General features: G+C 41.2%; 19 protein-coding genes. 9 read left to right on the top strand and 10 right to left on the bottom strand.

Annotation, left to right across the window (positions count from 1 at the left end; all coding sequences use genetic code 11):
• Nucleotides 1–444: 444 nt before the first annotated feature.
• The gene (gene uvrB / locus BA1DRAFT_RS15180; protein WP_036780708.1) at nucleotides 445–2,454 is read right to left on the bottom strand and encodes an excinuclease ABC subunit UvrB; all 2,010 of its coding nucleotides are present in this window, start codon (nucleotides 2,452–2,454) and stop codon (nucleotides 445–447) included.
• Between the two features lie 1,739 nt (nucleotides 2,455–4,193).
• Between uvrB and BA1DRAFT_RS15175 the strand changes: the two genes are divergently transcribed.
• Nucleotides 4,194–4,808 (top strand): helix-turn-helix domain-containing protein, encoded by a 615-nt coding sequence (locus BA1DRAFT_RS15175; RefSeq protein WP_036780707.1) that lies wholly within the window; start codon nucleotides 4,194–4,196, stop codon nucleotides 4,806–4,808.
• Complete coding sequence (locus BA1DRAFT_RS15170) at nucleotides 4,809–5,702, top strand: queuosine precursor transporter (protein WP_036780706.1); 894 nt, start codon at nucleotides 4,809–4,811, stop codon at nucleotides 5,700–5,702.
• A 217-nt stretch (nucleotides 5,703–5,919) separates the two neighbouring features.
• Here the strand turns inward: BA1DRAFT_RS15170 and bioD are convergent, their stop codons facing one another.
• Genes bioD through bioB form a run of 4 tightly spaced genes read right to left on the bottom strand, consistent with a single transcriptional unit; the run spans nucleotide 5,920 to nucleotide 9,532 of the window.
• Entirely contained in the window at nucleotides 5,920–6,600 is a 681-nt protein-coding gene (bioD, locus tag BA1DRAFT_RS15165) for a dethiobiotin synthase (protein ID WP_036780703.1), read from the bottom strand.
• Nucleotides 6,593–7,360, bottom strand: a complete 768-nt coding sequence (gene bioC / locus BA1DRAFT_RS15160; protein WP_036780700.1) for a malonyl-ACP O-methyltransferase BioC — start codon at nucleotides 7,358–7,360, stop codon at nucleotides 6,593–6,595. Before bioC ends, bioD begins: the two co-directional genes overlap by 8 nt.
• A complete protein-coding gene (gene bioF / locus BA1DRAFT_RS15155) occupies nucleotides 7,344–8,495 on the bottom strand; it encodes an 8-amino-7-oxononanoate synthase (RefSeq protein WP_036780698.1) in 1,152 nt (383 codons plus the stop codon). Before bioF ends, bioC begins: the two co-directional genes overlap by 17 nt.
• Nucleotides 8,495–9,532: a biotin synthase BioB gene (bioB, locus tag BA1DRAFT_RS15150; RefSeq protein ID WP_036780696.1), complete on the bottom strand. Its 1,038-nt coding sequence runs from the start codon at nucleotides 9,530–9,532 to the stop codon at nucleotides 8,495–8,497. The genes bioF and bioB overlap by 1 nt, the downstream gene beginning before the upstream one ends.
• Nucleotides 9,533–9,626: 94 nt before the next feature.
• On the opposite strand from bioB, the gene bioA reads away from it, so the two are divergent.
• Nucleotides 9,627–10,898: an adenosylmethionine--8-amino-7-oxononanoate transaminase gene (gene bioA / locus BA1DRAFT_RS15145; RefSeq protein WP_036780694.1), complete on the top strand. Its 1,272-nt coding sequence runs from the start codon at nucleotides 9,627–9,629 to the stop codon at nucleotides 10,896–10,898.
• Between the two features lie 284 nt (nucleotides 10,899–11,182).
• Complete coding sequence (locus BA1DRAFT_RS15140; RefSeq protein ID WP_036780692.1) at nucleotides 11,183–12,235, top strand: Abi family protein; 1,053 nt, start codon at nucleotides 11,183–11,185, stop codon at nucleotides 12,233–12,235.
• Between the two features lie 360 nt (nucleotides 12,236–12,595).
• On the opposite strand, the gene pgl is transcribed toward BA1DRAFT_RS15140, so the two are convergent.
• Entirely contained in the window at nucleotides 12,596–13,582 is a 987-nt protein-coding gene (gene pgl, locus BA1DRAFT_RS15135) for a 6-phosphogluconolactonase (protein WP_036780690.1), read from the bottom strand.
• Nucleotides 13,583–13,727: 145 nt separating this feature from the next.
• Between pgl and BA1DRAFT_RS15130 the strand changes: the two genes are divergently transcribed.
• Nucleotides 13,728–14,546: a pyridoxal phosphatase gene (locus BA1DRAFT_RS15130; RefSeq protein WP_036780688.1), complete on the top strand. Its 819-nt coding sequence runs from the start codon at nucleotides 13,728–13,730 to the stop codon at nucleotides 14,544–14,546.
• Nucleotides 14,547–14,671: 125 nt separating this feature from the next.
• Here BA1DRAFT_RS15130 and modC read toward each other — a convergent pair whose 3' ends face one another.
• The 4 genes from modC to BA1DRAFT_RS15110 form a co-directional block, all read right to left on the bottom strand.
• On the bottom strand, nucleotides 14,672–15,736 hold the full coding sequence (modC, locus tag BA1DRAFT_RS15125) for a molybdenum ABC transporter ATP-binding protein ModC (protein ID WP_036780686.1): 1,065 nt from the start codon (nucleotides 15,734–15,736) through the stop codon (nucleotides 14,672–14,674).
• The gene (modB, locus tag BA1DRAFT_RS15120) at nucleotides 15,730–16,425 is read right to left on the bottom strand and encodes a molybdate ABC transporter permease subunit (RefSeq protein ID WP_152544333.1); all 696 of its coding nucleotides are present in this window, start codon (nucleotides 16,423–16,425) and stop codon (nucleotides 15,730–15,732) included. Before modB ends, modC begins: the two co-directional genes overlap by 7 nt.
• Before the next feature lie 139 nt (nucleotides 16,426–16,564).
• Nucleotides 16,565–17,335 carry a molybdate ABC transporter substrate-binding protein gene (gene modA / locus BA1DRAFT_RS15115; RefSeq protein ID WP_036780684.1) on the bottom strand — a complete coding sequence of 257 codons (771 nt, stop codon included), beginning with the start codon at nucleotides 17,333–17,335 and terminating at the stop codon, nucleotides 16,565–16,567.
• Between the two features lie 246 nt (nucleotides 17,336–17,581).
• Nucleotides 17,582–17,716, bottom strand: coding sequence for an AcrZ family multidrug efflux pump-associated protein (locus tag BA1DRAFT_RS15110; RefSeq protein WP_071647086.1), 135 nt, complete (start codon nucleotides 17,714–17,716; stop codon nucleotides 17,582–17,584).
• 184 nt (nucleotides 17,717–17,900) lie between these two features.
• Between BA1DRAFT_RS15110 and modE the strand changes: the two genes are divergently transcribed.
• The 4 genes from modE to BA1DRAFT_RS15090 all read left to right on the top strand — a co-directional run bounded on the left by modE (nucleotide 17,901) and on the right by BA1DRAFT_RS15090 (nucleotide 25,080).
• Nucleotides 17,901–18,692 (top strand): molybdenum-dependent transcriptional regulator, encoded by a 792-nt coding sequence (gene modE / locus BA1DRAFT_RS15105; protein WP_036780714.1) that lies wholly within the window; start codon nucleotides 17,901–17,903, stop codon nucleotides 18,690–18,692.
• Between the two features lie 175 nt (nucleotides 18,693–18,867).
• Nucleotides 18,868–20,343: a molybdate ABC transporter ATP-binding protein ModF gene (gene modF, locus BA1DRAFT_RS15100; RefSeq protein ID WP_036780681.1), complete on the top strand. Its 1,476-nt coding sequence runs from the start codon at nucleotides 18,868–18,870 to the stop codon at nucleotides 20,341–20,343.
• Between the two features lie 573 nt (nucleotides 20,344–20,916).
• Entirely contained in the window at nucleotides 20,917–21,276 is a 360-nt protein-coding gene (locus tag BA1DRAFT_RS15095; RefSeq protein ID WP_044467153.1) for a hypothetical protein, read from the top strand.
• A 96-nt stretch (nucleotides 21,277–21,372) separates the two neighbouring features.
• On the top strand, nucleotides 21,373–25,080 hold the full coding sequence (locus BA1DRAFT_RS15090; RefSeq protein WP_036780680.1) for a hypothetical protein: 3,708 nt from the start codon (nucleotides 21,373–21,375) through the stop codon (nucleotides 25,078–25,080).
• Nucleotides 25,081–25,103: the final 23 nt, after the last annotated feature.

Genomic DNA, 25,103 nt, shown 5'->3' with positions numbered 1-25,103 from the left:
TAAGCGAGTCATTACATGCGGCTCTTTTAAATAGCGCCGGTCTGTTCCGCGGTAAAAAAATGACAGCGTAAAATAGCCATCATCTAATACGTGGCGTTAGAGAGAACAACAGACCGCTTCCAACTGAGTAGGATGGAGTGGAGACAGATAACAGAGAATTTCGCTCTCTAAATATATGACCACAAGATCACGATATTTATCAGATGAACATGAAGAAAATGTGATTAATGTCACGCAAAATGGCTAATTAATCGCTATCAATGCCGATTTTTCATATTGAATTCTTTGATTAATAAATCGCTCAATAGCTCCTTTTTCAATCGAAAAATTTAGCCTGTCATGGGTTGTCACTCCCAATAACAGGCAATAAATCTCTGCGGGTTTATTTTCAATGCTGGCCTTTTGCGACATCCTCGCATTGGGCCAGGATTTACGGGGCAATTGTTAAGAATTGGCAATAAATTGCTCACGCAATGCCTGAACCTGATCCCGAACACTCGCCGCCTGTTCAAATTCAAGATCCTGCGCATGCTGGTACATCTTCGCTTCCAGCTCGCGGATTTTACTTTCCAACTCTTTGGCAGACAGTTTGCTGAGGGTTTCCGTTGTGGCAACAGCTTTACCTCTTCCCTTCCCTTTACCTCCAGTTGGCTGTCCAATTTGCAGAATATCGCCAATCTTCTTATTCAGACCTTTTGGAATAATGCCGTGTTTTTCATTAAATATCTGCTGTTTAGCACGCCGGCGTTCCGTTTCACCAATCGCTTTCGCCATTGAATCAGTTATCTTATCGCCATAAAGAATCGCTTTACCATGTAAGTTACGGGCAGCACGCCCAATCGTCTGAATTAATGAACGTTCAGATCGCAGGAAACCTTCTTTATCCGCATCCAAAATGGCCACCAGAGAAACTTCTGGCATATCCAGCCCTTCCCTCAGCAAGTTAATCCCCACTAATACATCAAACTCACCTAAACGAAGATCCCGAATAATTTCCACACGTTCAACAGTGTCGATATCCGAGTGCAAATAACGAACCCGTTCACCGTGTTCTTCCAAATACTCGGTTAAATCCTCCGCCATTCGCTTAGTCAATGTAGTGACCAACACCCGTTCATTTTTCACCGCCCGAATGCGAATTTCAGACAGTAAGTCATCAACCTGTGTTGCGACAGGGCGCACCTCTACCTCAGGATCAAGCAAACCAGTAGGACGCACTACCTGTTCCACTACATCACCACCGGATTTTTCCAATTCATATTTGCCCGGCGTAGCCGAAATATAAATTGTCTGTGGAGCCAGCGCCTCAAATTCTTCAAACCGAAGTGGGCGATTATCCAGCGCGGAAGGCATACGGAAACCATATTCCACCAGCGTCTCTTTGCGGGAGCGATCCCCTCGGTACATCCCACCAATTTGCGGGATGGTAACGTGCGATTCATCCACTACCAGCAAACCATCAGCCGGGAGATAATCAAACAGTGTCGGCGGCGGCTCTCCTTCAGCACGACCAGAGAGATAACGGGAGTAGTTTTCAATGCCGGAGCAATAACCCAATTCATTCATCATTTCCAAATCAAATTGAGTACGCTGCGTAATACGTTGCTCTTCCAGCAGCTTACCGTTCGCCAGCAATACCTGACGCCGCTGCTCAAGCTCAACTTTAATCGCTTCCATTGCCTGAACAATACGTTCACGCGGAGTAACGTAGTGAGTTTTTGGATAAACGGTGTACCGTGGAACATGATATTGAACCTGTCCTGTTAGCGGATCAAACAGCGATAACCGCTCTACTTCATCATCAAATAACTCAACGCGCAGAGCGTGCTCATCAGATTCAGCCGGAAAGATATCAATCACTTCACCGCGTACCCTAAATGTCCCTCGCTGAAATGCCTGATCATTACGGGTATATTGCAATTCAGCCAAACGCCGCAGAATGGAACGTTGATCGATAATCATACCGTTAGTCAGGTGGAGCATCATTTTTAGGTAACTATCGGGATCACCCAAACCATAAATAGCCGAGACAGACGCAACAACAATCACATCTCGCCGCTCCAGCAAAGCCTTGGTCGCAGACAAACGCATTTGCTCAATGTGCTCGTTTACCGAAGCATCTTTTTCAATAAAAGTATCGGAGCTTGGCACATAGGCTTCAGGCTGGTAATAATCGTAATAAGAAACAAAGTACTCTACGGCATTTTCTGGAAAGAAGTCCTTCATTTCACTGTAAAGTTGAGCCGCCAGCGTCTTGTTCGGAGCAAGTACCATCGTTGGTCGGTTTAAATTAGCTATCACATTAGCGATAGTAAATGTCTTACCCGACCCCGTAACCCCTAGCAAAGTCTGGTGGGCCAACCCGTCTTCTAAGCCTTCCTGTAATTGACAGATAGCCTCAGGTTGATCACCAGCCGGTTGGAAGTCAGAATGTAATTTGAACGCCTTATTCATCGGTATCTCACTTTCCTAACATTAACTCACCTATAATACTGGATAAAAAACCAGCTTCAAGTTGGTTTTATAAAAACGGGCTCAAATAGGTCATTTTCCTATCAATTAAACATCCGTTTATATCAAAATAAATGCCATTTTATCCCCAAAATTATCTTGATTTTTCCATTTTCTATATGATCGGCTGAAAGGTGACAACATGGGGCATCATCACAGGTCCGGCAGGGCTTGATTTTGGTTATCTTATTGATATTTAAAAGGATTAAAACAAAGACGAGAATAACATCAACCTTGACTCAAGCCGCGTATTTTCTTGCGTTGCGTCACTTTTCTAAGTCTAATACACAAGGTTATCCACAGGAATAGTGGATAACTCAACAAACCCCATTAACTGTACGAGGTTGCAACATCATGCCACAAAATAGGTATCCTCTATCGATAAAAATTTTTACTCTTTTTTTAACCTATATCTCAGCGACTCATTGCAAAAAAAAATGAATAAATTTGCTGTAAAAGTAAGAATTTTCTCACGGAAATTAAATATCAATAAATTATATTCGTTCAATATTACTAGCATTAAAGGTAGATAGTTATCATATTTTTCTGTATCATGCATGCAAAAAACTGTTTTTTACGATCCTAACAGCAGAAAACAATATTGATATTAGATTGGAATTTTTATTCAATAAGAGATAACCAGTGAACAGTTTCCTGCATGAAATCTGTTACTCAAGAGGAGAGTTGGGTTTTACCTAAGCAGAAATAGGATTCTCTGCTTCCTGCGCTTTTAGCAATAGCAGATTCAATATCATCAACAGCGTTTTTGACTATTTTTACTATGTCAATAAACAATGCTGTCAATAAACAATGCTGTCAATAAACAATGCCAACAGATAATACCTATAAACAATTACCTATAGACAATGCCGATAAATATTTACCAAAAACAATAATTGGCTTAATTGGCATGAACAAAATCCGTTTTTTAATTAGGATATTAATGTATGTTATTGATAAATTAATGAATTTACATCAGTATATCTCCTATTTTACAAAATGAGCCCCATCGTGAACACGTAAAAAAATGATAGATACACAAATATCAAATCGACATTGCCCTCGTAAAACGTCCAATATTCTGTTGGCTATCTCCGATCGAAAAACTACTCTGTATCTATCATTCACAATTTCAATCGATTGCTGTTCCAAAGCATCTTTATACTGCCATTTCCTGGTGTTTTAACCGTGTTATCATTTTATTAATTTACTAATTTCAGTCCTAATGTTTATTTCACTTCCTCTGTTTTCTTGATATTCCCTAGTGCTAAAAGAAATAACCCACTTCTAAACTCGAAGGATAAAGTAGCTCTTTCCCCGAGAGATTTATAATAAGAATAATATTTTGTTTGATGCTATCTGATGACCCAAAAACACATCAACACAACTTAACATTATTATAATAAAATCCATAAAGTCAACACAAAAATAAACATAAAGTTCAGTTTTGTGTAAACTTTATAATGATTTTTACTTAATTACATGATTTAACTTTCATTTTTAGAATATAAATGTAAATCCATGAGCATTTTCTGATATAGGATGTGCTAATATAGATCATCAGAAAATTAAGATATTAAAAGTAAAATCAATAAATTATCACAATGAGTGGTTTTTTCACACTGGACAATATCATCAAGTAATATATAGTAATAGCTGTTATCTTTATATAAAGGATTCTCATGAAAACGTCTAATGCACAGCGAAAAACAAATATCATTAAAAATATAGAATATTTGATACGTACCCGTGGAGAAACCAAGAGTTCTTTTTCCAATCGAACAGGATTAACCCGCACCACCATTTATAAAATCCTGGAAGGACAAGTCAATAACGTTCAACAATCTACTATTCTTCGAATCTCCGATTTTTTCGGTGTTTCCTGTGAAGAAATAGAATATTATGACCTTGAACAATTAGAACGCCTCAACGAAACACTTTCAACCGAAGGCAATAAAAATCCTTCGGCTATCCCTATCATTCCACAATCTGAATTTTTAGCCATTTCTGAGAAAAAAATCGGTCAGCTTGTTACCGAATATCCGCTTACCTATTTTTTTGGTGATGAATCAAACATGCTGGCTCTTAAAGTTGAATCGGCAATAGAGGATACATTCATTCCCGGCGAGGTGATCCTGATAAAACGTCCCCCCGCATTAGTCACCAATACGCCATTATTGTATTACGCTAAGGGAATTGGGTTCTTTATCCGGCAAGAGAGAAATGATGATTACCTCGATAGGAAACCCTACAAAAATGCTCATTTCTTAGGCTATATCGTAGGAGAAAGACTATAAATGACCGCAAATCAGAAGTTTAAATTACTGGGATTCACAAGATACGGTAAATTATCGGCAAACGTCATGGTACTAGCGACAGGCAAGACCATTACTATGGGGTTAAAAGAACTAGCCGACAGTGATATCTCAGAAGACCTGAGCAGGCATGAACTCAGTACGATATACAGGAAATTATACAGCCACAGTAATATCGTAACAGCTTATGAACTTGGGGATCGTCATGAGCGTTCATGGCAAGCCTATTTGCTCATTAGCATCGCACTCAGTGTTATCTATATTTTCTCCACCATATGTGGCGTGAAGCCCATTCATATCCCGATCCTTAATATCGTCACGCCTCCTGGCGTTTTTATTTACCCTATTACCTTCTTGCTGGTCGATATTCTGAACGAATTCTATGGATTACGTCTGGCAAGAAGAACGATTATTATCTCTTTCGCAGCAAACCTATTATTTGTTCTCGGGCTTTGGGGAACCGCACTGATGCCGGGTGTTCCTGGATGGGAGTTTGGTGCAACTTATAATGGAATAGTCAATAGTATTGTATCTGTATTATTGGCATCATCTCTTGCTTATTTTATCTCTGAGAATATAAATTCGTATCTTCTTTGCAAAATAAAATCTCTCACCAATTCAAAGTATCTTTTCCTGCGAGTAATAACCAGTACTGTTATCGCCTCAGCATTCGACAGTATAATATTCTGTTCCATTGCTTTCTATGGTGTTCTCGGTATAGATATCATAAAAGAAATGATTATCGCCCAGTTCCTCATTAAAGTGGCTTATTCTATCCTGGGTGTAGGACCTATTTACCTGGTAAGAAAGATATTCAGGAATTATATAAACCGCCCAACAGATGCTCCTGTGAATAAAAAACTTGCCGAAGTATGAATGGATATCCGCCTTTGTCAGAATATAGAAAAACTATTGAAAAATATCATTTTTATGCCGGAACACCATTCCGGCATATTGTCCTAAAATAAATTGTTATACATAACTGGCAGTAAAACCCATATATTCATTAACAAAAATATAGATATGGATAGTATAATCATTTATCGTGACATTAAAATAAAATTCTACCAAATTAAATTTGCAGATTAATAATTCAATTAACCAGTAAGTTTAAATCTATATATTCCCCTAAACGATCAAAATATCCTTGGGTTAAATGAGGAATCTTACCCAATAAAGGAGCGGGTAACATACGCTCTAATGTCGCCAAATATTCTTGTTGGCGTTTGCCTGCGGGTTCAACCTCATTAGCTATCCAACCTGCAAAATGCAACCCTGAACCTATAATCGCCTTCATGGTAAGTATCGCGTGATTAATACAGCCCAGTTTTACCCCCACGGTCAAAATAACCGGCAATCGCTCTTTAACCACCCAGTCAGCAAAAGTCGCCGATTGCGATAAAGGGGTATACCAACCACCAGCGCCCTCAACTAAAACCCAGTTCGCTTTCTTTTCTAACTGATGCAATCCCGCAGACATAACAGCAAAATCAATAGGTTGATTCAGGTCATCGCTGGCAATATGGGGTGATGTTGCTTCAATAAATACTAACGGATTCACTTCTTCATATTGCAAAGGCACAGAACTATTTGCCAACAATGCCAGCGCATCAGAATTACGAATACCTGCCGGTGTTATTTCACTACCGGAAGCGACAGGTTTATAACCTGCTGTTTTATATCCTGCTTTAGTTGCCGCTTGTAGCAAAGAACAACTTACAACTGTTTTACCCACTTCGGTATCTGTACCTGTCAAAAACCAGCGCTTAGTCACGATAAATCACTCCAAAGACAACTTGATAGCTAAGAGGCAAATGTTCATTTTCTCGTGGATACGCCTGTTCCAGAGCAATCAGCCGTTCACGCGTCATCAGCCCCTGCTGACGCCCATAATGAAGGTGAGTCGCGCCAATCCCTTTCAGCGAACCCAATAGCGGCAATATATGAGAATATTGTTGGCGATAAACATGACTAATAAGACAATGCCGGAATCCCCGACACGCATCTTTAATCGTCTGCTGCGGCAGGAAGTGATTAATATGCTGGTAGTTATCAACCACGCTCCAGGCTTGTTTCAATTCATGTAATGAACCTTTAGCCAAGGTGGAAAACAGAATCAATCCACCAGGACGTGTTACCCGATAAAGTTCTCTTAAAGCGCTGGATAAATTCTCACACCACTGAACAACCAGATTACTGAAACAGATATCAACACTGCTGTCAGCAAGCCCTAAATGTTCAATATCCCCTTGTAAATAATAGTCAGCCGCCAACTGTTTACGGGCATGAATCAACATACCTGACGCCAAATCCAATGCAATAACCTGCTTCCCCTGTTGCCGCCAGCGGTGACTAAAAAACCCCGTACCGCAACCGGCATCCAAGACTAACTTACCAGGATGACCATCGGCTTGTTGCATGAGGAATTCACCGGCTTGCTGCTGTAATTTCGCAACCACATCATAGTTGGCGGCGGCTCGACCAAATGCTCCGGCAATCGCCTGTTTATTAACAAATTCAACTACGGAACTCATGCAATACCTCCATCAACATATCAATATCCTGTAGCGTATGGCTGGCCGTCAAAGTAATACGTAATCTGGCACTGCCCGGCGGCACTGTTGGTGGACGAATGGCTGTAACCCAAATCCCTTTTTGTTGCAAATACCGGGATAAGGAGATACTCAGTTCATTATCACTCACAATCAATGGCTGAATCGCTGTGATTGAATCGGTCAGATTAAAGGGTAATTTCTGCGCCTGCTGACGAAAGTAATTGATATTCTGTTGCAATCGTTGACGTAATTCATCACCAGCTTGTATCTGCCGAACAGCTTCCGAAAGCGCCTGTGCTTGCGCAGGAGGCATAGAAGTGCTGTAGATCAGATGACGGGCATACTGAACCAGATATTCTGCCGTCTGTTCATCACAAAGTACCGCGGCGCCACTCAACCCAAATGCTTTACCAAAAGTAACAATCAGGATTTCTGGTTTGACTTTCTGTTGCCAACAACTTCCCCTTCCCTGCTCACCACAGACACCAATACCATGAGCATCATCCACCATTAGCCAGTTTCCAGAAGCCTTGGTTTGCTGATGAATATCTGCCAACGGTGCACAGTCACCATCCATACTAAATACACCTTCCGTCACCACCAGCGTCTTGCCAATACAAGGTTTTGCCAATAAATCTGCAAGCGATTCAGGTTGATTATGAAGAAAACGCCGTAATTGAGCCGGAGAATGCATTGCCGCTTCCATTAATGAAGCATGACTCAGACGATCGGCAATAATTCGATCCTGTTTCATCATTAACGCGGCAATGACCCCTTGATTCGCAGAATATCCTGAAATAAACAGTAATGCTTTTGGGTAATCCAACCAGTCAGCTAATTGCTGTTCCAATAGCTGATGGGCTTTTGTATAACCCGCAATATGACCTGATCCCCCACTGCCAACGCCATATTGTTCAGCTCCCCGCTGCCATGCAGCAATGACTGCGGAATTGGCACTTAATCCAAGGTAATCATTACTGGAAAAATTAAGATATTTGTCATCAACGGTATACAGGAAACGTCCATCCGATTTCTGATTGACCTGCCGCTGACGCCATAGAGAAGTATCCCGACGCTCAGACAATTGCCGGGAAAGATAAGCTGACCAATCCATTATAATGCCGCGTTATAAAATTGTTCGTTATCTGCATTGATGATGGCTTCTGCCAGATACTGCTGTTGCTGATTATCACCGAATGCCGTCTGAGTCTGCTGAGGATTAATACCCAACTTGCGAAACAGTTGTAAGTCTTTATCTTCCGCAGGATTGGGTGTAGTAAGCAACTTACAGCCATAGAAAATAGAATTAGCGCCAGCCATAAAACACATCGCTTGTGTCTGCTCATTCATCTGTTCACGACCTGCGGATAACCGGACATGAGAAGACGGCATCATGATCCTGGCAACAGCAATCGTGCGGATAAAATCGAAAGGGTCTACATCTTCGTTTTCAGCCAATGGCGTGCCCTTGACTTTAACCAACATGTTGATGGGTACACTCTCCGGCGTTTTTGGCAGATTTGCCAGTTGTACCAATAACGCGGCCCGATCACGGATCGCTTCACCCAGACCGACAATACCACCAGAGCACACTTTTATTCCTGCTTCACGTACTTTATCAAGGGTATCCAATCTGTCCTGATAGGTTCGAGTGGTAATGATGTTGCCATAAAATTCTGGGGAGGTATCAAGGTTGTGGTTGTAATAATCTAATCCTGCCTCCGCCAGTCGCTGCGCTTGTGAACCATTGAGCATGCCCAGCGTCATGCAGGTTTCCATTCCCAGTGCTTTGACTTCCTTAACCATTTTTTCCAGATAAGGCATATCCCTCTCATGGGGATTTTTCCACGCGGCACCCATACAAAAACGTGTTGAACCGGCATTTTTGGCCTTACGGGCAGAATCAATCACCTGTTCCACTTCCATCAACCGCTCTTTTTCAAGACCTGTTTTGTAACGGGAACTTTGCGGGCAATATTTACAATCCTCCGGACAAGCCCCGGTTTTGATGGAAAGTAGTGTACTAACCTGTACTTGCTGTGGGTCAAAGTAGATACGATGAACCTGTTGTGCTTGAAATAATAATTCGAAAAAAGGTTTATCAAACAGCTCTTGCGCCTGCTTAATTGTCCATTGCTTACGCTCAATCACAATAACATCTCCAGTGTGAAAAAAGTGTAGCCAGTTTAAATAATGCCGCTATACTGTCAACCAATTTTAAGTAAATTAGTTTACATCAAACCTTATGACTGCTTCCGATATTGAATTTGATCTACGCCATATTTGGCATCCCTATACCTCCATGACCAACCCTCTTCCGGTTTACCCTGTCGTTGGCGCTTCTGGAGTGGAACTAGAGTTGTCTGATGGCCGTAAGCTGGTGGATGGCATGTCTTCCTGGTGGGCCGCTATTCATGGATATAATCATCCGGTTTTGAACCAAGCCGCTAAAATTCAGCTTGATCAGATGTCCCATGTCATGTTTGGCGGCATTACTCATCCACCCGCAGTGGCACTTTGCAGGCAATTAACAGCAATCTCCCCACCCTCACTGGAATGTGTCTTTCTGGCGGATTCAGGTTCCGTTGCGGTAGAAGTGGCGTTAAAAATGGCATTGCAATACTGGCAAGCAAAAGGTGAGAAACGTCAGCGTATTTTGACATTACGGCACGGTTACCACGGTGACACATTCGGCGCTATGTCGGTCTGTGATCCCGACAATTCAATGCATAATCTCTACAAAGGCTATCTGCCACCCCATCTGTTTGCCGAATCGCCTCAGTGCGAATTTGATTCTCAATGGGACGAACGGGATATCATGCCATTTCGTACTTTGCTGGAGCAGCATTCCCGTGATATCGCCGCGGTGATCCTTGAGCCTATCGTACAGGGTGCTGGAGGAATGCGCATTTATCATCCTGAATATTTGCGTCAAGTCAGAATGCTTTGTGATCAGCATCAGATTCTATTAATTGCGGATGAAATTGCCACCGGTTTTGGCCGCACAGGAAAATTGTTTGCTTGTGAACATGCTGAAATTGAGCCAGATATTTTATGTGTAGGAAAAGCGCTGACCGGTGGTTATATGACACTATCAGCAACACTGACAACCCGTAAGGTAGCTGAAACGATTAGCAATGGCGAAGCAGGCTGTTTTATGCATGGCCCAACGTTTATGGGCAATCCATTATCTTGTGCCGTGGCAGAAGCCAGTTTGAGCTTGTTATTACAAAGCCCTTGGCAACAACGTATTAAATCAATTGAAAACCAATTAAAGAGTGAGTTAATGCCACTAAAACACCATGCAAAAGTGGCTGATGTTCGGGTATTAGGTGCAATTGGCGTCGTGGAGATGAAGCAACCCGTGAATATGGCGGTGTTACAACACCATTTTGTTTCTCAAGGTGTCTGGATAAGACCATTTGGCAAGCTGATCTATTTAATGCCGCCTTATATTATTCAACCAGAGCAACTTTCACGCCTGACAAAGGCTGTCTCTGGTTCAATAAATTTGTAATTTTCCTTTATTAAATAAATTCTTCTGAATTTATTGCTGAGCAGTTAATTAAAGCTAAGTTTCAGTTCGATCAAAAAAGGCTCCCAATTAGGAGCCTTTTTGAAAAATTTCTTCACACTCCGACCTTCGCAATGAGTAGGGGCGGGTGCTTACACAAGTAGAGTTGCCTCTGGGTAAAGATTATCCAGAAAATCGGCAAAAATGTCAACACCAGCTTTACATAGAATATAAAGCAAGCCTTAATGTAGGTATAGTTAAACAACTCTACAGGGAAATGAACAACTATGACCATAACAACAATTATAGATTCACTATCGAGTTACAGATTTTCTACCTATCAGCTTCCTGTATTAGGTGGAATGACAAAAGAAGAATGCTTAGGCATCTATCTGTGGAATAAACAACTTGCCAGTGCTTTTTTCCCCGCACTCCAAATTATCGAAGTCTCCCTACGCAATGCCATTTATCAAGGATATATCCGTTACGAAGAGATAAAAATTGAAAATACGTTTAACCAAGCACAATGGCAAGTAGAAAAAAACAAGATTGATAAACTCTGGTTTATTAATGTCTTCACTCAAAAAAATAATGCCGAGGCATATAGGAACATTTTGTCAGCAACAAGACAACTACAAAAAGATGGGAAAACATTAACCCCAGAGAATTATATTGCAAAACTCACACTAGGTTTTTGGGTATCAATGGTAAATAATAGTTACGATATACAAAGAAATTCATATCTGACATTATGGCCTGAACTTCGTGGACTAGTTTTTCCATATGCTCTAGATACACAAACTCAGCGCCCTCTTTCTATTAATAGTATCGGCAATGAATTAAAAGAAATCAACAAGATCCGAAATCGGTTGTCACATCATGAACCTTTGTGGCGCTCTAAAAATGCATACCAAATGGAACACATAATTAATAAGGTTGTTGAAAGTTATGAGAAGTGCTTAAAGGTTATCAAGTGGATCAATCCATCTAATTTAAAACTGTTATCCATTATTGAAAATAACATCAAAATGAGTGAATTATGCAGTATTCATTCTCTTTGGAAAAATAAACAATTATCTACGGGGCTATCATCTCTACCAATAATAACAGGATGGGGAGATGAAAATAAATTAGATGTTACTCATATAGGAGAAATAGTAAAAATAGTCGATACCCGATATGCCCTGATAAAAAGCCAAAAGGATAAAACTATATTTTTTGCCAACTCTAAGGACATGAAAAATAATATTCAAAACTATAGTACTGGAACACTAGTAAGATTTACCCCAGAAGCGAGTAAAAATCAGTATCCCAATGCAAAAAATGTTGAACGAACTTAACTTCGTTAGAGTGGCTAACCATAAATAAGCGCAACAAATCATAGTGAAAAACTGTTTGCAAGTTTATTTCTGCATGTAAAATCCGACAAAAATGGCAATTTCAATGCAAAAATCTTGTAGAAAACTTTTGCAAGAAATTTTGCAACATAAATGACCAGAAAATTTAGTCGATGAGTTTAGAGCAACCGGGCAGACATAGAAAACCATTTTTGCATCTGTCCGGTTGAATAACTGCAAAATTTGGAGTTGTATTAGCTTAAACTTGAGCTGGTCACTACCGGTTATTTACATCAATGTCTACCAGACTAAACCGTAACCAGCACACACGATCACCGTTAACACCCAACAATCTTATCAAATTCACAGGGCCAGCACCGTTACCCACATTGGGCCTTTACCTACTGGATAACGCGTCAACTCAGTCAATTTACCGGTATATTTATCAATAGAAGAGACTGAAATATGGTCAGACTTTTGACCGGATGCAATCAGATATTTTCCACTGTGATCGATAGCAAAACCACGCGGCTGAGTTTCGGTTTTATAGTGTCCTGCCAGCGTCAAATTAAGACCATCTTGTGAAATAACAAAATGGCTGATCAAACTTGAAGTTCGTTCACTGGTATAAAGGTGACGACCATCCGGTGTAATATGAATATCCGCAGACCAACGAACACCGGCTAAATCCGCCGGTAATGAATCAATCGTCTGAACAGACCGGTATTTTTCCCACTTGCGATAAACATCCACCGTAGAATCCAGCTCATTAATACAGTAAATCACCTGCCGATTTGGATGAAATACCATATGACGAGGACCCGACCCCATTGCCGTAGTGATTTCCTCAGCACGTTTTTCCGTCAGATAACCCTCTTCTGCCATCTCAAAAATACGGATGTGATCTTCTTTCAGACAAGGAACCAATAGTTGTTTATTATCCCAGTCAATATTAGCTGAATGCGGTGCTTGCAAACCTTCAATAACCTGAACAGGTTCACCCACAATCCCCTGTTCGTCAATTAGGCTGACACTCAGATTGTTATAACTATAGGAGGCAGAGAATAGAAAACGACCTTGTTTATCTGTAGAGATATGAGTCGGGCTACCCGGTATTGATGAAATCCCCTGTTGTACCAGTTCCCCACTAGAGCCAATCTGGTAAGTGACAATACTGAATTGTGGTCGGATGCCAACATAAAGATGTTTACGATCCGGGCTAACCACCATTGGTTGTACTTCCCCCGGTACATCAACTGTCTGAATGAGTGATAACTCACCTTCATTATTCAGGCTCCAAACATGAATCTGACAACTGTTTGGACTCGCCGTATAAACTACTTGTTTCATCTTCACTCCTTAATTATCTATTACCATTTTATTGCGCCGTAACGACTCGATTAGTTTTATCGGTTAAACTCACCGCACAATTGGTGTAGCTTTATTCAGTTTCAATGTAATATCCTTATATTATATATAGTTATGAGGCTAATTTATGTCATATCGCATCATTGCGCTGGATCTGGATGGTACACTACTCGATCCTCAAAAAAATATCCTGCCAGAATCACTCATTGTACTAAATGAAGCACGTAAAGCTGGTATTAAGGTGCTGATCGCCACGGGCCGTCATCATGTCGCTATCCACCCTTTTTATCAGGCTTTGCAACTCGATACTCCTGCCATCTGCTGTAATGGTACTTATCTGTATGATTACCATGAAAAGAAAGTATTAGCCTCAGATCCGCTATCATCTCAAGAAGCCATAAAAGTTCTCTCCCACTTAAAAAACACAGATATTCACCGTCTAATGTATGTGGATGACGCCATGTTATATGAAGAACCGTATGACACAGTTGTCCGTACCATAAAATGGTCTGAAACCCTACCTGAATCCCAACGTCCAACTATGCGACATGTTAATAGCTTTCAGCATGCTATTGATGAAGTACAGTCTATTTGGAAATTTGCCACCAGCTCTCCTGATTTAATAAAACTGCGGGAAGTAACTGCACAAATCGAAAATGACACAGGTCTTTCGTGTGAATGGTCATGGTTCGATCAGGTGGATATTAGCAAGAGAGGTAACAGCAAAGGTATGCGTTTGCAACAGTGGGTTGAATCTCAAGGCATGAGGATGAAAGATGTTATTGCCTTTGGTGATAACTTTAATGACCTGAGTATGCTGAAAGCCGCCGGACTCGGTGTCGCTATGGGTAACAGTGAAGATGCGATTAAAGAACAAGCCGATCTGGTGACGCTGGATAATACTCAGCCAGGTATTGCCGAAGTTATTCGCAAGTATGTTCTATAAACCCACAAAACCACACTATCGGGGTAATCCTTAGCTAGGTTCCCCGTTATTATTTAAATTATTTATAGCGATCCGATTGCTTCCAGTGGCTACCAATTTACGAATCGCTTCTTAATAAACAGAAACTACGGTTGCCGATTAAGAGAAACACTTTTTATCTGAGCATAAAGCCACTGCCCAGACCGCAAATTAAGTTCATCCCTTGCCCACGGAGTGATTCTTGCCCATAAATAGTGGCCACTCAACACCAATTTGACATCAACGTGTCCATTATCATCAAAGAACTCAACCACTTTCACAGCTAAAATATTACGGATACTACTGCCGCGCGGCGGTTCCAGTACTAATGAAACATCTGACGCATCTATTCTGATACGCAAATCGGTTCCCGGTTGAACATCCATTTTCGGCAACCATAAAGCCTGATCAGCGAGCGCCACCGCTGTCATTTCATAACGATTATGATGTTCAACCATTGAAACATTCAGAATACTGCTAAGAGTCTCTTTTTGTAACCAAAGACGTAGCGCACTACTGGACCAAACCTCTTCCAATTTTCCTGTTGCCCTGACTTTGCCGTTATCCATGACGAGTACATTTTCCGCCAGGTGCAAAATCTCATCCAGATTATGGCTGACATACAAAATCGGGATATTGACCTCTCCAGAAAGCCTTTCAAGATAAGGCAGGAGTTCTCTTTTACGGGGGAGATCCAGCGATGCCAATGGTTCATCCATTAACAACAGATCAGGTGCCGTCAATAAAGCTCGACCGATAGCAACCCGCTGCTTTTCACCGCCGGATAAGGTAAGAGGAAAACGAGATAGTAAGTGTTCAATTCCTAACAAACTAACAATGCTATCAAATTCCGGCTTCATCTCCGGCGACATTCCGTATTGAAGATTACCTTTTACTCGATAATGAGGAAAAAGCCGGGCATCCTGAAAAACATAGCCTATACGGCGTTGCTCTGGCGGCAAGCAGGTACCTTTTTCAATATCAACCAGCACATGATCATTAAGGACAATCCGCCCTTTCCGTGGGCGTATCAAACCGGCAATAACATTTATCAGGGAAGTTTTCCCGGCGCCTGAAAGACCAAAAACAGCCGTAATTCCCTCAGTGGGTAGCTGTGTCTTGACCTGTAAATGAAAATCACCGAGTTGTTGCTCAAAATCCAGCTCTAACATGTTGCTCCCAAACGTCTCCTTCCCCAACGGGTTAACCATTCAGAAACCATCAGTGACATCAACGCCAGAATAATGGCAATGACACACAAACGAGCCGCGGCGGTTTCTGCTCCGGGGGTTTCAATCAAGGTATACATTGCCAAAGGGATCGTCCGCGTTTCGCCTGGAATATTGGACACAAAAGTGATAGTTGCGCCAAATTCACCCAACGAACGGGCAAATGCCAACACCGTGCCCACAATAACCCCAGGCAAAGAGAGCGGTAATGTGATAGTAAAAAATACCTTCAACGGCTTCGCTCCCAAAGTACGAGCGGCCTGTTCCAGCCGCCGATCGACGCCTTCCAACGCCAGACGTATCGCCCTGACCATCAACGGAAAAGCAACAATAGCAGAAGCTAGCGCTGCACCACGCCAACTAAATGCAAAGCTGATCCCAAACCAGTCATATAACCATTCACCGATAAATCCACGACGTCCCATACTGATCAACAGCAAATAACCCACTACCACTGGCGGTAACACCAGCGGCAGATGGATCATACTGTCGAGTAACGATTTACCGGGAAACTGGAAACGAGCAAGAATCCACGCCATTAAGATCCCAAATGGCAGACTAAGTAATACCGCCATACCTGAAACTTCCAGACTCAGGATGATGGCCTGCCATTCGTATTCACTCAACACCACCAAAAAATCTATACCCGTCATCTTTCAAGTTGCCTCTTTGTTGGCTGCACTCTCTCACCCCGGTCACATAGTTTGCTATGCTCCCGGGGATTCGTTCCCTTGCCGTCGCGATGCATCTTGAAATCCATAGGGTATATTCCTAAAGTGGGTGAAAACCGTAACGTTTAAAAATTGCGACGGCTTCAGGGGTTTTCAAATATTCATAAAATTTGAGAACATTGGGATTACTATGGTCTTTGATTATCGCCATTGGGTATTCAATCGGTTTGTGGCTCTCTTCCGGGAAGATCCCCACCACTTTGACTTTATCACTCGCAATAGCATCTGAACCATAAACGATGCCCAACGGAACTTCAGCACGTTCCACCAGCGCCAGACCACTGCGTACATTACTGGTACGCGCTAGCAGAGGATTAATCGTCTCCCATGCTGCCAAATATTGCAGCGACTCTTTAGCGTAAATACCCACCGGAACATGATCGGGATCACCAACGGCAAGACGGCCGCCTTCTAACAAAGATTTCCATTTAGTTTCTTTATTAATGTCAACCTTATTGAGCCTGCTCGCTTTCGGCGCAATCAGAACGAGTTGATTTCCCAACATAGTCAACCGAGTTTCATCAATAATCAGCTTCTTCCCGGCAACATAATCCATCCACTGTTGATCAGCTGAAATAAAAATATCTGCCGGCGCACCTTGCTCAATCTGGCGTGCCAAAGTAGAAGATGAAGCATAAGAAGCCGCCACTTCACCTTTTGTCTTTTGCTTATACTGTAGTGCAATATCATCAAGTGCATTAGTCAGCGAAGCAGCAGCGAATAACGTAACTTTTTCCGCAGCCCACACTTGCCACGTCAAAGCAAAAGAAACGACAACGCCGGCTAGCAGTTTGCCAAAACTCTTTTTCATTTGTTTTCCACCTGTTTCTTACCCATTAGTTCGTTGTGTATAACAAGATATAGCGTCAAATGGAAGAGTGTTCCAATATTAATCGGCAAATTGTGAGCAACTTTTACTGTCTAATTTAATTCGAATTAAAATACTGTAATAGAAAAACCAAATGAATAAAACGGAAATGATTATAATTAATTAAGACAAATTACCCGGTAAATCACCGGGTAATCAGAATAGCATCTGGTGTAAAAAATATTAGTTTTACTTTTCAGAACGACCAATACGGGAAACGATATTAAACAGTTCCCCAAGACCATAAATTAAACCTAAAATTCCAGCCATCACCACCGGTACCATGACCAGGGCAAAAGCCATACTTCTAATCAACTCAAACATGGCAGCCTCACACAATGGCTCATTTAATGAACCAGAAACATAACACATTTTTAACCATAGCAGGTAATACCGCTATAATTAGTACTATTCTAGACAAAAGACAAACAACAGTAACCGGCTAAACGTGCGTTTTTCTGGGTTAGCCAATAAAAATTTACGATTATATTTCCTGAAAAAAACTATTATGCAAGCCGAAATTCTATTGACACTGAAATTACAACAACGGTTATTCGCAGATCCACGGCGAATATTATTACTAAAACAGATTAAAGCAACGGGCTCTATCAGCCAGGGGGCAAAACTGGCAGGGATCAGCTATAAAAGTGCTTGGGATGCTATTAACGAAATGAATCAGTTAGCAGATGAAATAGTGGTGAACCGTGCTACAGGTGGTAAAGGCGGCGGCGGGGCAAATCTTACCCATTATGGCGAACGTTTATTGCAACTTTACGACCTACTGACACAAATTCAGCAAAAAGCCTTTGATGTGCTAAAAGATGACCAACTTCCCCTCGACAGCCTGTTAGCTGCCATTTCCCGTTTTTCTCTGCAAACCAGCGCCCGCAACCAATTCTTTGGCACAATTACTGACCGTGACCATAATCAGGTGCAACAGCATGTCCGCATCTTGCTGTCAGATGGTCAAACATCACTGAATGCGGCATTAACAGAACAAAGTGCTAACCGTCTTGGCTTGGTAAAAGGTAAGGAGGTATTGGCGCTCATTAAAGCGCCTTGGGTAAAACTCACTAGAGAGCGATTTTCTATCGGTCATTTCGACAATGCCCTGACAGGGCAGATCAGTAACCTTGAAACGGGGGAAGAGAACACCGAAATTATTATTGCCCTTGATGGCGGTGAAATCCTCTGTTCTACTCTGCCCAATCAAGAAGTCAATAACCTGAAATTACATCCTGGAGATAAAATCACTGCACTTTTTAATGCTGACCAGGTGATTATTGCAACTCTGTGTTAAAAATTGGGATAATATCACTGAACAATTCAAAATATTAAGGGATATCATGGCACTACGTACCTTACATATCCTCTAGTGCCCGATGTTAAATGTTAATTAAAAGTTAATATTGACATTCCGCGACATTCCGCTTATTTGTGGGAAGATATTTGCGTTGCTTAAAAAGGAATAAAAGATGTCTGAATTGCAAATAACGCAAGGCTGTTTCCGTTTAAGTGATACTCGAACCTTGCAGTTATCATCACTAAAAATAACCTCTGGTGAAAATTGGGCTTTTATTGGCGCTAATGGTAGCGGAAAATCATCATTGGCCCGTGCGCTTTCAAACGAATTAGTCCTACTTTCCGGCGAACGAAATTGCTCATTTCACAGGTGCGCCCGCGTTTCTCAAGAACAATTACAAAAACTGACGGAAGAAGAATGGCAACGCAATAATACTGATATGCTCAGTGATGATGAAGATGATACCGGCCGCACTGCGGCAGAAATTATCCAACTTTATCATAAAGATAATGAACTTTGCCTGAAGCTGGCAAAACAGTTCGGTATTATGGATTTACTTTCCCGTCGTTTTAAATATCTTTCTACCGGTGAAACCCACAAAACATTACTTTGTCAGGCACTGATGACTTCACCTGACTTACTGATTCTTGATGAACCTTTTAATGGTCTTGATCTATTCGCTCGTGGTCAACTCGCTGAATTACTGGAAAAATTGTCATCAAAAGGAATCGTTTTGGTGCTTATCCTTAACCGGTTCAGTGAAATCCCAGATTTTGTTGATCAGATTGGCGTACTAGCGGATTGCCAGCTAACTTCCGTTGGCATCAAAGAAAAAGTGATGGCAGATTCACTGGTGGCTCAACTGGCTCACAGTGAAAAATTGGACGGTATTCATTTACCTGAAACAGATGAATTTCCTGTCGATGAGCAACTACCGCCCGATCAACCGCTGATTATCCTACGTAACGGTATCGTTCAATATAATGATCAACCCATTTTGCATGGACTAGATTGGCAAGTTAATCCAGGTGAACATTGGCAGATTATTGGCCCAAATGGCGCTGGAAAATCAACGCTTTTGAGTCTGATTACCGGAGATCATCCTCAAGGCTACAGTAATGAGCTGATCCTTTTCGGCCGCCAACGCGGTAGTGGCGAAACTATTTGGGATATCAAACGTCACATTGGTTATGTCAGCAACAGCATTCATCTGGAATATCGTGTCAGTATCAGTGTTCGTAATGTGATTCTATCTGGTTTCTTCGATTCAATCGGTCTTTATCAGACAGTGTCAGATCGCCAACAGCAACTTGCTGATGAATGGCTAGCTTTACTGGGATTATCTGCTCAGATTGCCAACGGGCCGTTTCACCGCCTTTCATGGGGACAACAACGGCTGGTTCTAATAGCTCGCGCACTGGTTAAACATCCGGCTTTATTGATTCTTGATGAACCTCTGCAAGGGCTTGATCCACTCAACCGTCAGTTAATATTACGTTTTATTGATATCATGATTGCTGACGGCGATACTCAACTACTGTTTGTTTCTCATCATCAGGAAGATGCGCCGCAATGCATTACTCACCGGCTGATATTTATTCCCGACGGCGACATATATCGCTATCAAACAGAGAGAATCGATCATTAAAGTATTAAAATGAAATTAATACTGAAACAAAAGTCAGCATTGCAAAGTGTGCTTATGTCAACCTCATAGCAATACACACGCAAGCATGCTGGCTTTATCTGTTCGTAACAATTATAAAGCGTCAAGAAAGTCAGGTAACACAAATACCCGTTATCTTTTAAGTTACCTCTTTGTTGGCTGCACTCGCTCACCCCGGTCACATCGTTATCTATTCTCCCTTGCCGTCGCGATCCATCTTGAAATCCATTGAGTAAATATACCCACCATTAATCTTTTCTCTGTAAAATAATTTAATTTTAAAAATAATATATTTAAATATAAGAAAATTAATTTCATATAGCCAAAAACAATAAAAACAACCCCGCAATCATTTATCTCTAAATTAAATTTAATTTATTAACCATTCCATTTCACGATTACAATCATTATATAGACATCCATCACATTAATTAAATAGATTACTTAGTGAATTGAGCTTTAGATTAAACTATTATTATGAAGTAAAGTGACAAAATGTTTCCATCAGGCCAAAGATGGATTCTCTGCTATTACATACCAATTAGGAGAATAACAATGAGTGGTCTCAGCGCCGTCATATCAGTCAAGCTTAAACTTGGTCAAGACAGTTATAACGTTGATTTAAATATTCCATCAGCAACCCCGACTCCTGAAGCACCGTTTCTTTTTAGTGTAGTTTCACCCGAAAAAGGTGAGCAACCTGCAAATACTTTATTAGAAGTCGCTATCGGTAATGCAAATCATATTTATGTTGCCGTTGCACCACCAAGTTCATTATTGAAAGAAACAGGTGTTGATAAGGTGGTGGAAAATCTTAATGTTGTTGTTTCCGAAGGTAAATACAACAAAACAGACAAGAAGTTTGACCAAGATAAAAACGAAGATAAAGGTAAAGACCAAGATAAAAATAAATAATCCTAAATTATCCGCTCAATATTAACCATAAGGCTATGCGTTTATAACCATAAATAACATAGCCTTAGCTATACATTTCACTATCTGAGGTAAAATATGGGAACACGATTTGAGATTGACGCCCATTTTGATTGGTGCAAAGTATTTGATGGCGAAATGCGTAGCCCAATGCAATGCCGGCTTGCTTTATTCAACAGTTATTCTCTCATCTATATTGATATGACTGCAAAACAGGCAGGAGCTGACAATCTCAATATCTTTAAATTACTCAACCATGCTTTTCATCTTGATTTACCTGAGAAAGAAGCCCCGTTATTAATACAGGATGCGGGTTTTTTTACTTTCTCCAATCATGCCAATCCACCAGAAGCAGAGAAACTGTGTAACATTTTTCCACAAATACCTTTGCCAAAGTCAGTGACAGAAATGGAAACGCCGGTATCCCATAGTTGTACCTTCTGGCTAACCTTGCGTTTAAAAGGCAATTATTTATTTAACAACTTAATTGAGATTGGCGTTAAAGATGGCGATCTACCACAGGCTGATATCTCGATCAGTGGGCGTTTGGATCGGGGAATATCCGCAGGAGAATCAATTAAAAAAAGCCGCTATACTGCCGTTCTTCCTGATTTCAAGCTATTTAAAATTTTTGGTTTCAATAATTTAATACTTAAATATCAGTTTGATAATTACGCCAAATATGAAATAGCAGGCACTATCACATTAGATTTGTTCCAGAAAACGTACTGTTTTGACGGGGCTTTAAGCGCAGACGAAAAGCAAGTACAGGCATCTTTAAAAATCTGTCACGAAAATTCAGAAAGCACTATTGATAAGCCCTTTGACGGAAGAATGACTGGCGTCACATTTGGTGATTTATCTTTTGGCATTAATTACACCTTTGCCGTGCCAGAAAAGAAACAACCTAAAGTTGGATTATATTGGGTAGAGGGAACAATTAATTATGCAAAACTACCGGCATTAAGTGGACGCCTTTATTTTCTAGATAATGCCCCCATATTAGCTTCAATCGCTATCAATCAAGATTTATCGATACATGGTATATTTGAGGCATCATTCAATGATTCTAATTTCTCCTGGCCAAGTCATTTTATCGATATCGTTTTTCATCAGGGTAGCAACCTTTATTACCGGCGCGAAACAGACGGTGATATTAAACAGGAAAATGCTATTATTTCCTCTTTAGCCGAAAAGTCTTTGTTATTAAATCAGGATATCACCCATTATCAACCAGGATTTCACCTCCATGCCCTGTTTGACATTACACTGATTGAAACTTTGCAGCTCATGGGGGATATACAGATTACCAAAGAAGGCATCAATGCAGAGATTCAGCTACTTAATCCAATTTCATTATTTGTACTGCAAATTACCGGTTTTGAGCAGGACCCCGGTCCAACCCTGCTTTTCTCCACCGTCAAGGAAAATAAATTCATCTTTCGCTGTGGGCTGCTGTTTTTTAAACATGATTTTGGTTTAAATGTAGAAATATCAGGTACAAAAAATAAAACCGGGAAATTAAAAATTAGTGGCTCATTGTCCTCGGATAAAATTTCTTCTCCTTTGTTACCTAATCCAACGAAATTAGGTTTTTCCTATAGTAAGAGCGAAGGATTTAAAATTACTGACTGGCCTGCGTTTGATTTAGATAACAACCAGTTTATTAATTTTATAGAAGAATTAAAGAAACTCTCACGCAATAAAGGTTCCAGTTGCGGCCAATTAACCCAATTTGTCAATGAACATTTACTCACATCCCGGTTTTCTATTTCCCCGTCGTTTAGTACTAAGACGGATAATTCTAGCCAGAACGACCAACTGTATTTTGTGTTAAACGGTAAGTATACCATGACAATGGCAGGAACGGATTTCGTTACTCTCTCCTTCCCAAAAACCGTAGAGTTTTTGCTGCCAAACAACCTTTCCTTAGAGGAATTACCTAATGCTATCGGTGAAGCGCTGAAAAGTGCGGCTGAATCTTTTGTTAAAGGGCTATTGGAAAATCGTGAAGCTATCGCTACCTTTCTGACGTTGACAGCCGCCGAGAAAGCCGCTGATTATGCTATGACGTTACTGTGTGAAGGGTTGGTTGACGCCGCACTAACAGAAACAATCCAGAGCGGTGCAGAAGCTTTAGCCGCTGCCGGGGGCGTAGCAGCGGGAGCGGCTATCATAGGTAGCATTATCAATAAAATTAAAGATGAAATTAACAGCAAACCAACACCTCCCAATCCCCCTAAACCTGCCGATCCCAAACCACCTGAAAATTTGTCGGCAACTTATGAATATAAGGATCATAAGGCTAAATTCAAATGGGGATATACGGAAAATGCTGACGGTTATCAGGTCAAATTAAAAGCGCCAAATAATGAAACGTTACTCAATAAAAAACTGAATCTCAAAGATAATTCATTTATTTTACCTATCACGCCGGAATTAGCCGCTGGCGTTTATACCTGGTCAGTAGCCGCCACCAGGAAAGACTTTACCAGCTCAGAAAATCAATTACAGCAACATCGTCTGTCAATACCGGAATTGAACATCAACTTAGAAGAAAAATCCCTTATTGAAAGAGATATTAATCTTATATTGCAGTGGAATCTGGTAACAGACGCCAGTCACTACTATAACGTAAAAATCGAGAGAGATGGACAAACCGAAAACCGCTCAATTGCCGCTCCACAGAATTCAGTGACTATTATTTTTGATAAGCAAAAACCTGCCGGGAAATATTGTTTCTCATTAGCAGCATTGAGCGACTCCAATTATATTGCCAGCGAATTTTGTCAGGTTCAGCAATGGTTACGTCTGGAGACTCCTCAGCAAATTCAGGCTAATTACCAATCTGGCGGCATAGAGATTCAATGGCAATGCTGTCCCGATACTACTCATTATTTACTCAGTTTATGGGTCCCAAACAATACATGGATACAACAAACCGAGAATTCCACAACTGGACGAGCCCATATCCCTTTACCACCAATCCCGATTGCAGGAACATATCACCTTTATCTGGCTAGTATGCCGGATGCCACCGCAACATCAATCCCAAGTATCTGGAGTGATGAAGTGGCAATAGAGGTGGTGATAACACCAGAACAAATTGCACAGTCGGCATATCAACAGCAGATGAGTGGCAATGATTGCGGCAAACTGATAATTGAATCCTTCCCTGATCTCAAGGAGAATATGCTCGCAGCAGCTATGGCGCAAGTAGGCTATATAGCAGTAGAAACCGGGCAAGGATTAAAATCAGCCTACCCATCCATCAGCGCCAGCGAAATAACCGAAATACTACTGGCTATATATGGCAAAGCATTAACGCTAGAACAGTTAGCTCAGAAAGCCTATGACGAACGCATATCCGGCAGTGAATGCGGACAGAGATTAATCACTGAATATCCTGCAACCCAAACCAAAGTATTAGGTAGCGCTATGGCGCTGGCGGGTTATTCAGCAACAGAAACCGGGCAAGGATTAAAATCGGCCTACCCATCCATCAGCGCCAGCGAAATAACCGAAATACTACTGGCTATATATGGCAAGGCATTAACGCTAGAACAATTAGCTCAGAAAGCGTATGACGAACACCTATCCGGCAATCAATGCGGACAGAGATTAATCACTGAATATCCTGCAACCCAAACCAAAGTATTAGGTAGCGCTATGGCGCTGGCAGGTTATTCGGCAACAGAAACCGGGCAAGGATTAAAATCGGCCTACCCATCCATCAGCGCCAGCGAAATAACCGCTGCCCTACTAGAAACTTATGGTAGGCAGTAGTTGTATCATGAGTTTATTTAAAT

The organism is Photorhabdus aegyptia (assembly GCF_000612035.1).
Classification (GTDB): Bacteria; Pseudomonadota; Gammaproteobacteria; order Enterobacterales; family Enterobacteriaceae; genus Photorhabdus; species Photorhabdus akhurstii.
This window is presented reverse-complemented; position numbering and strand designations above follow the sequence as displayed.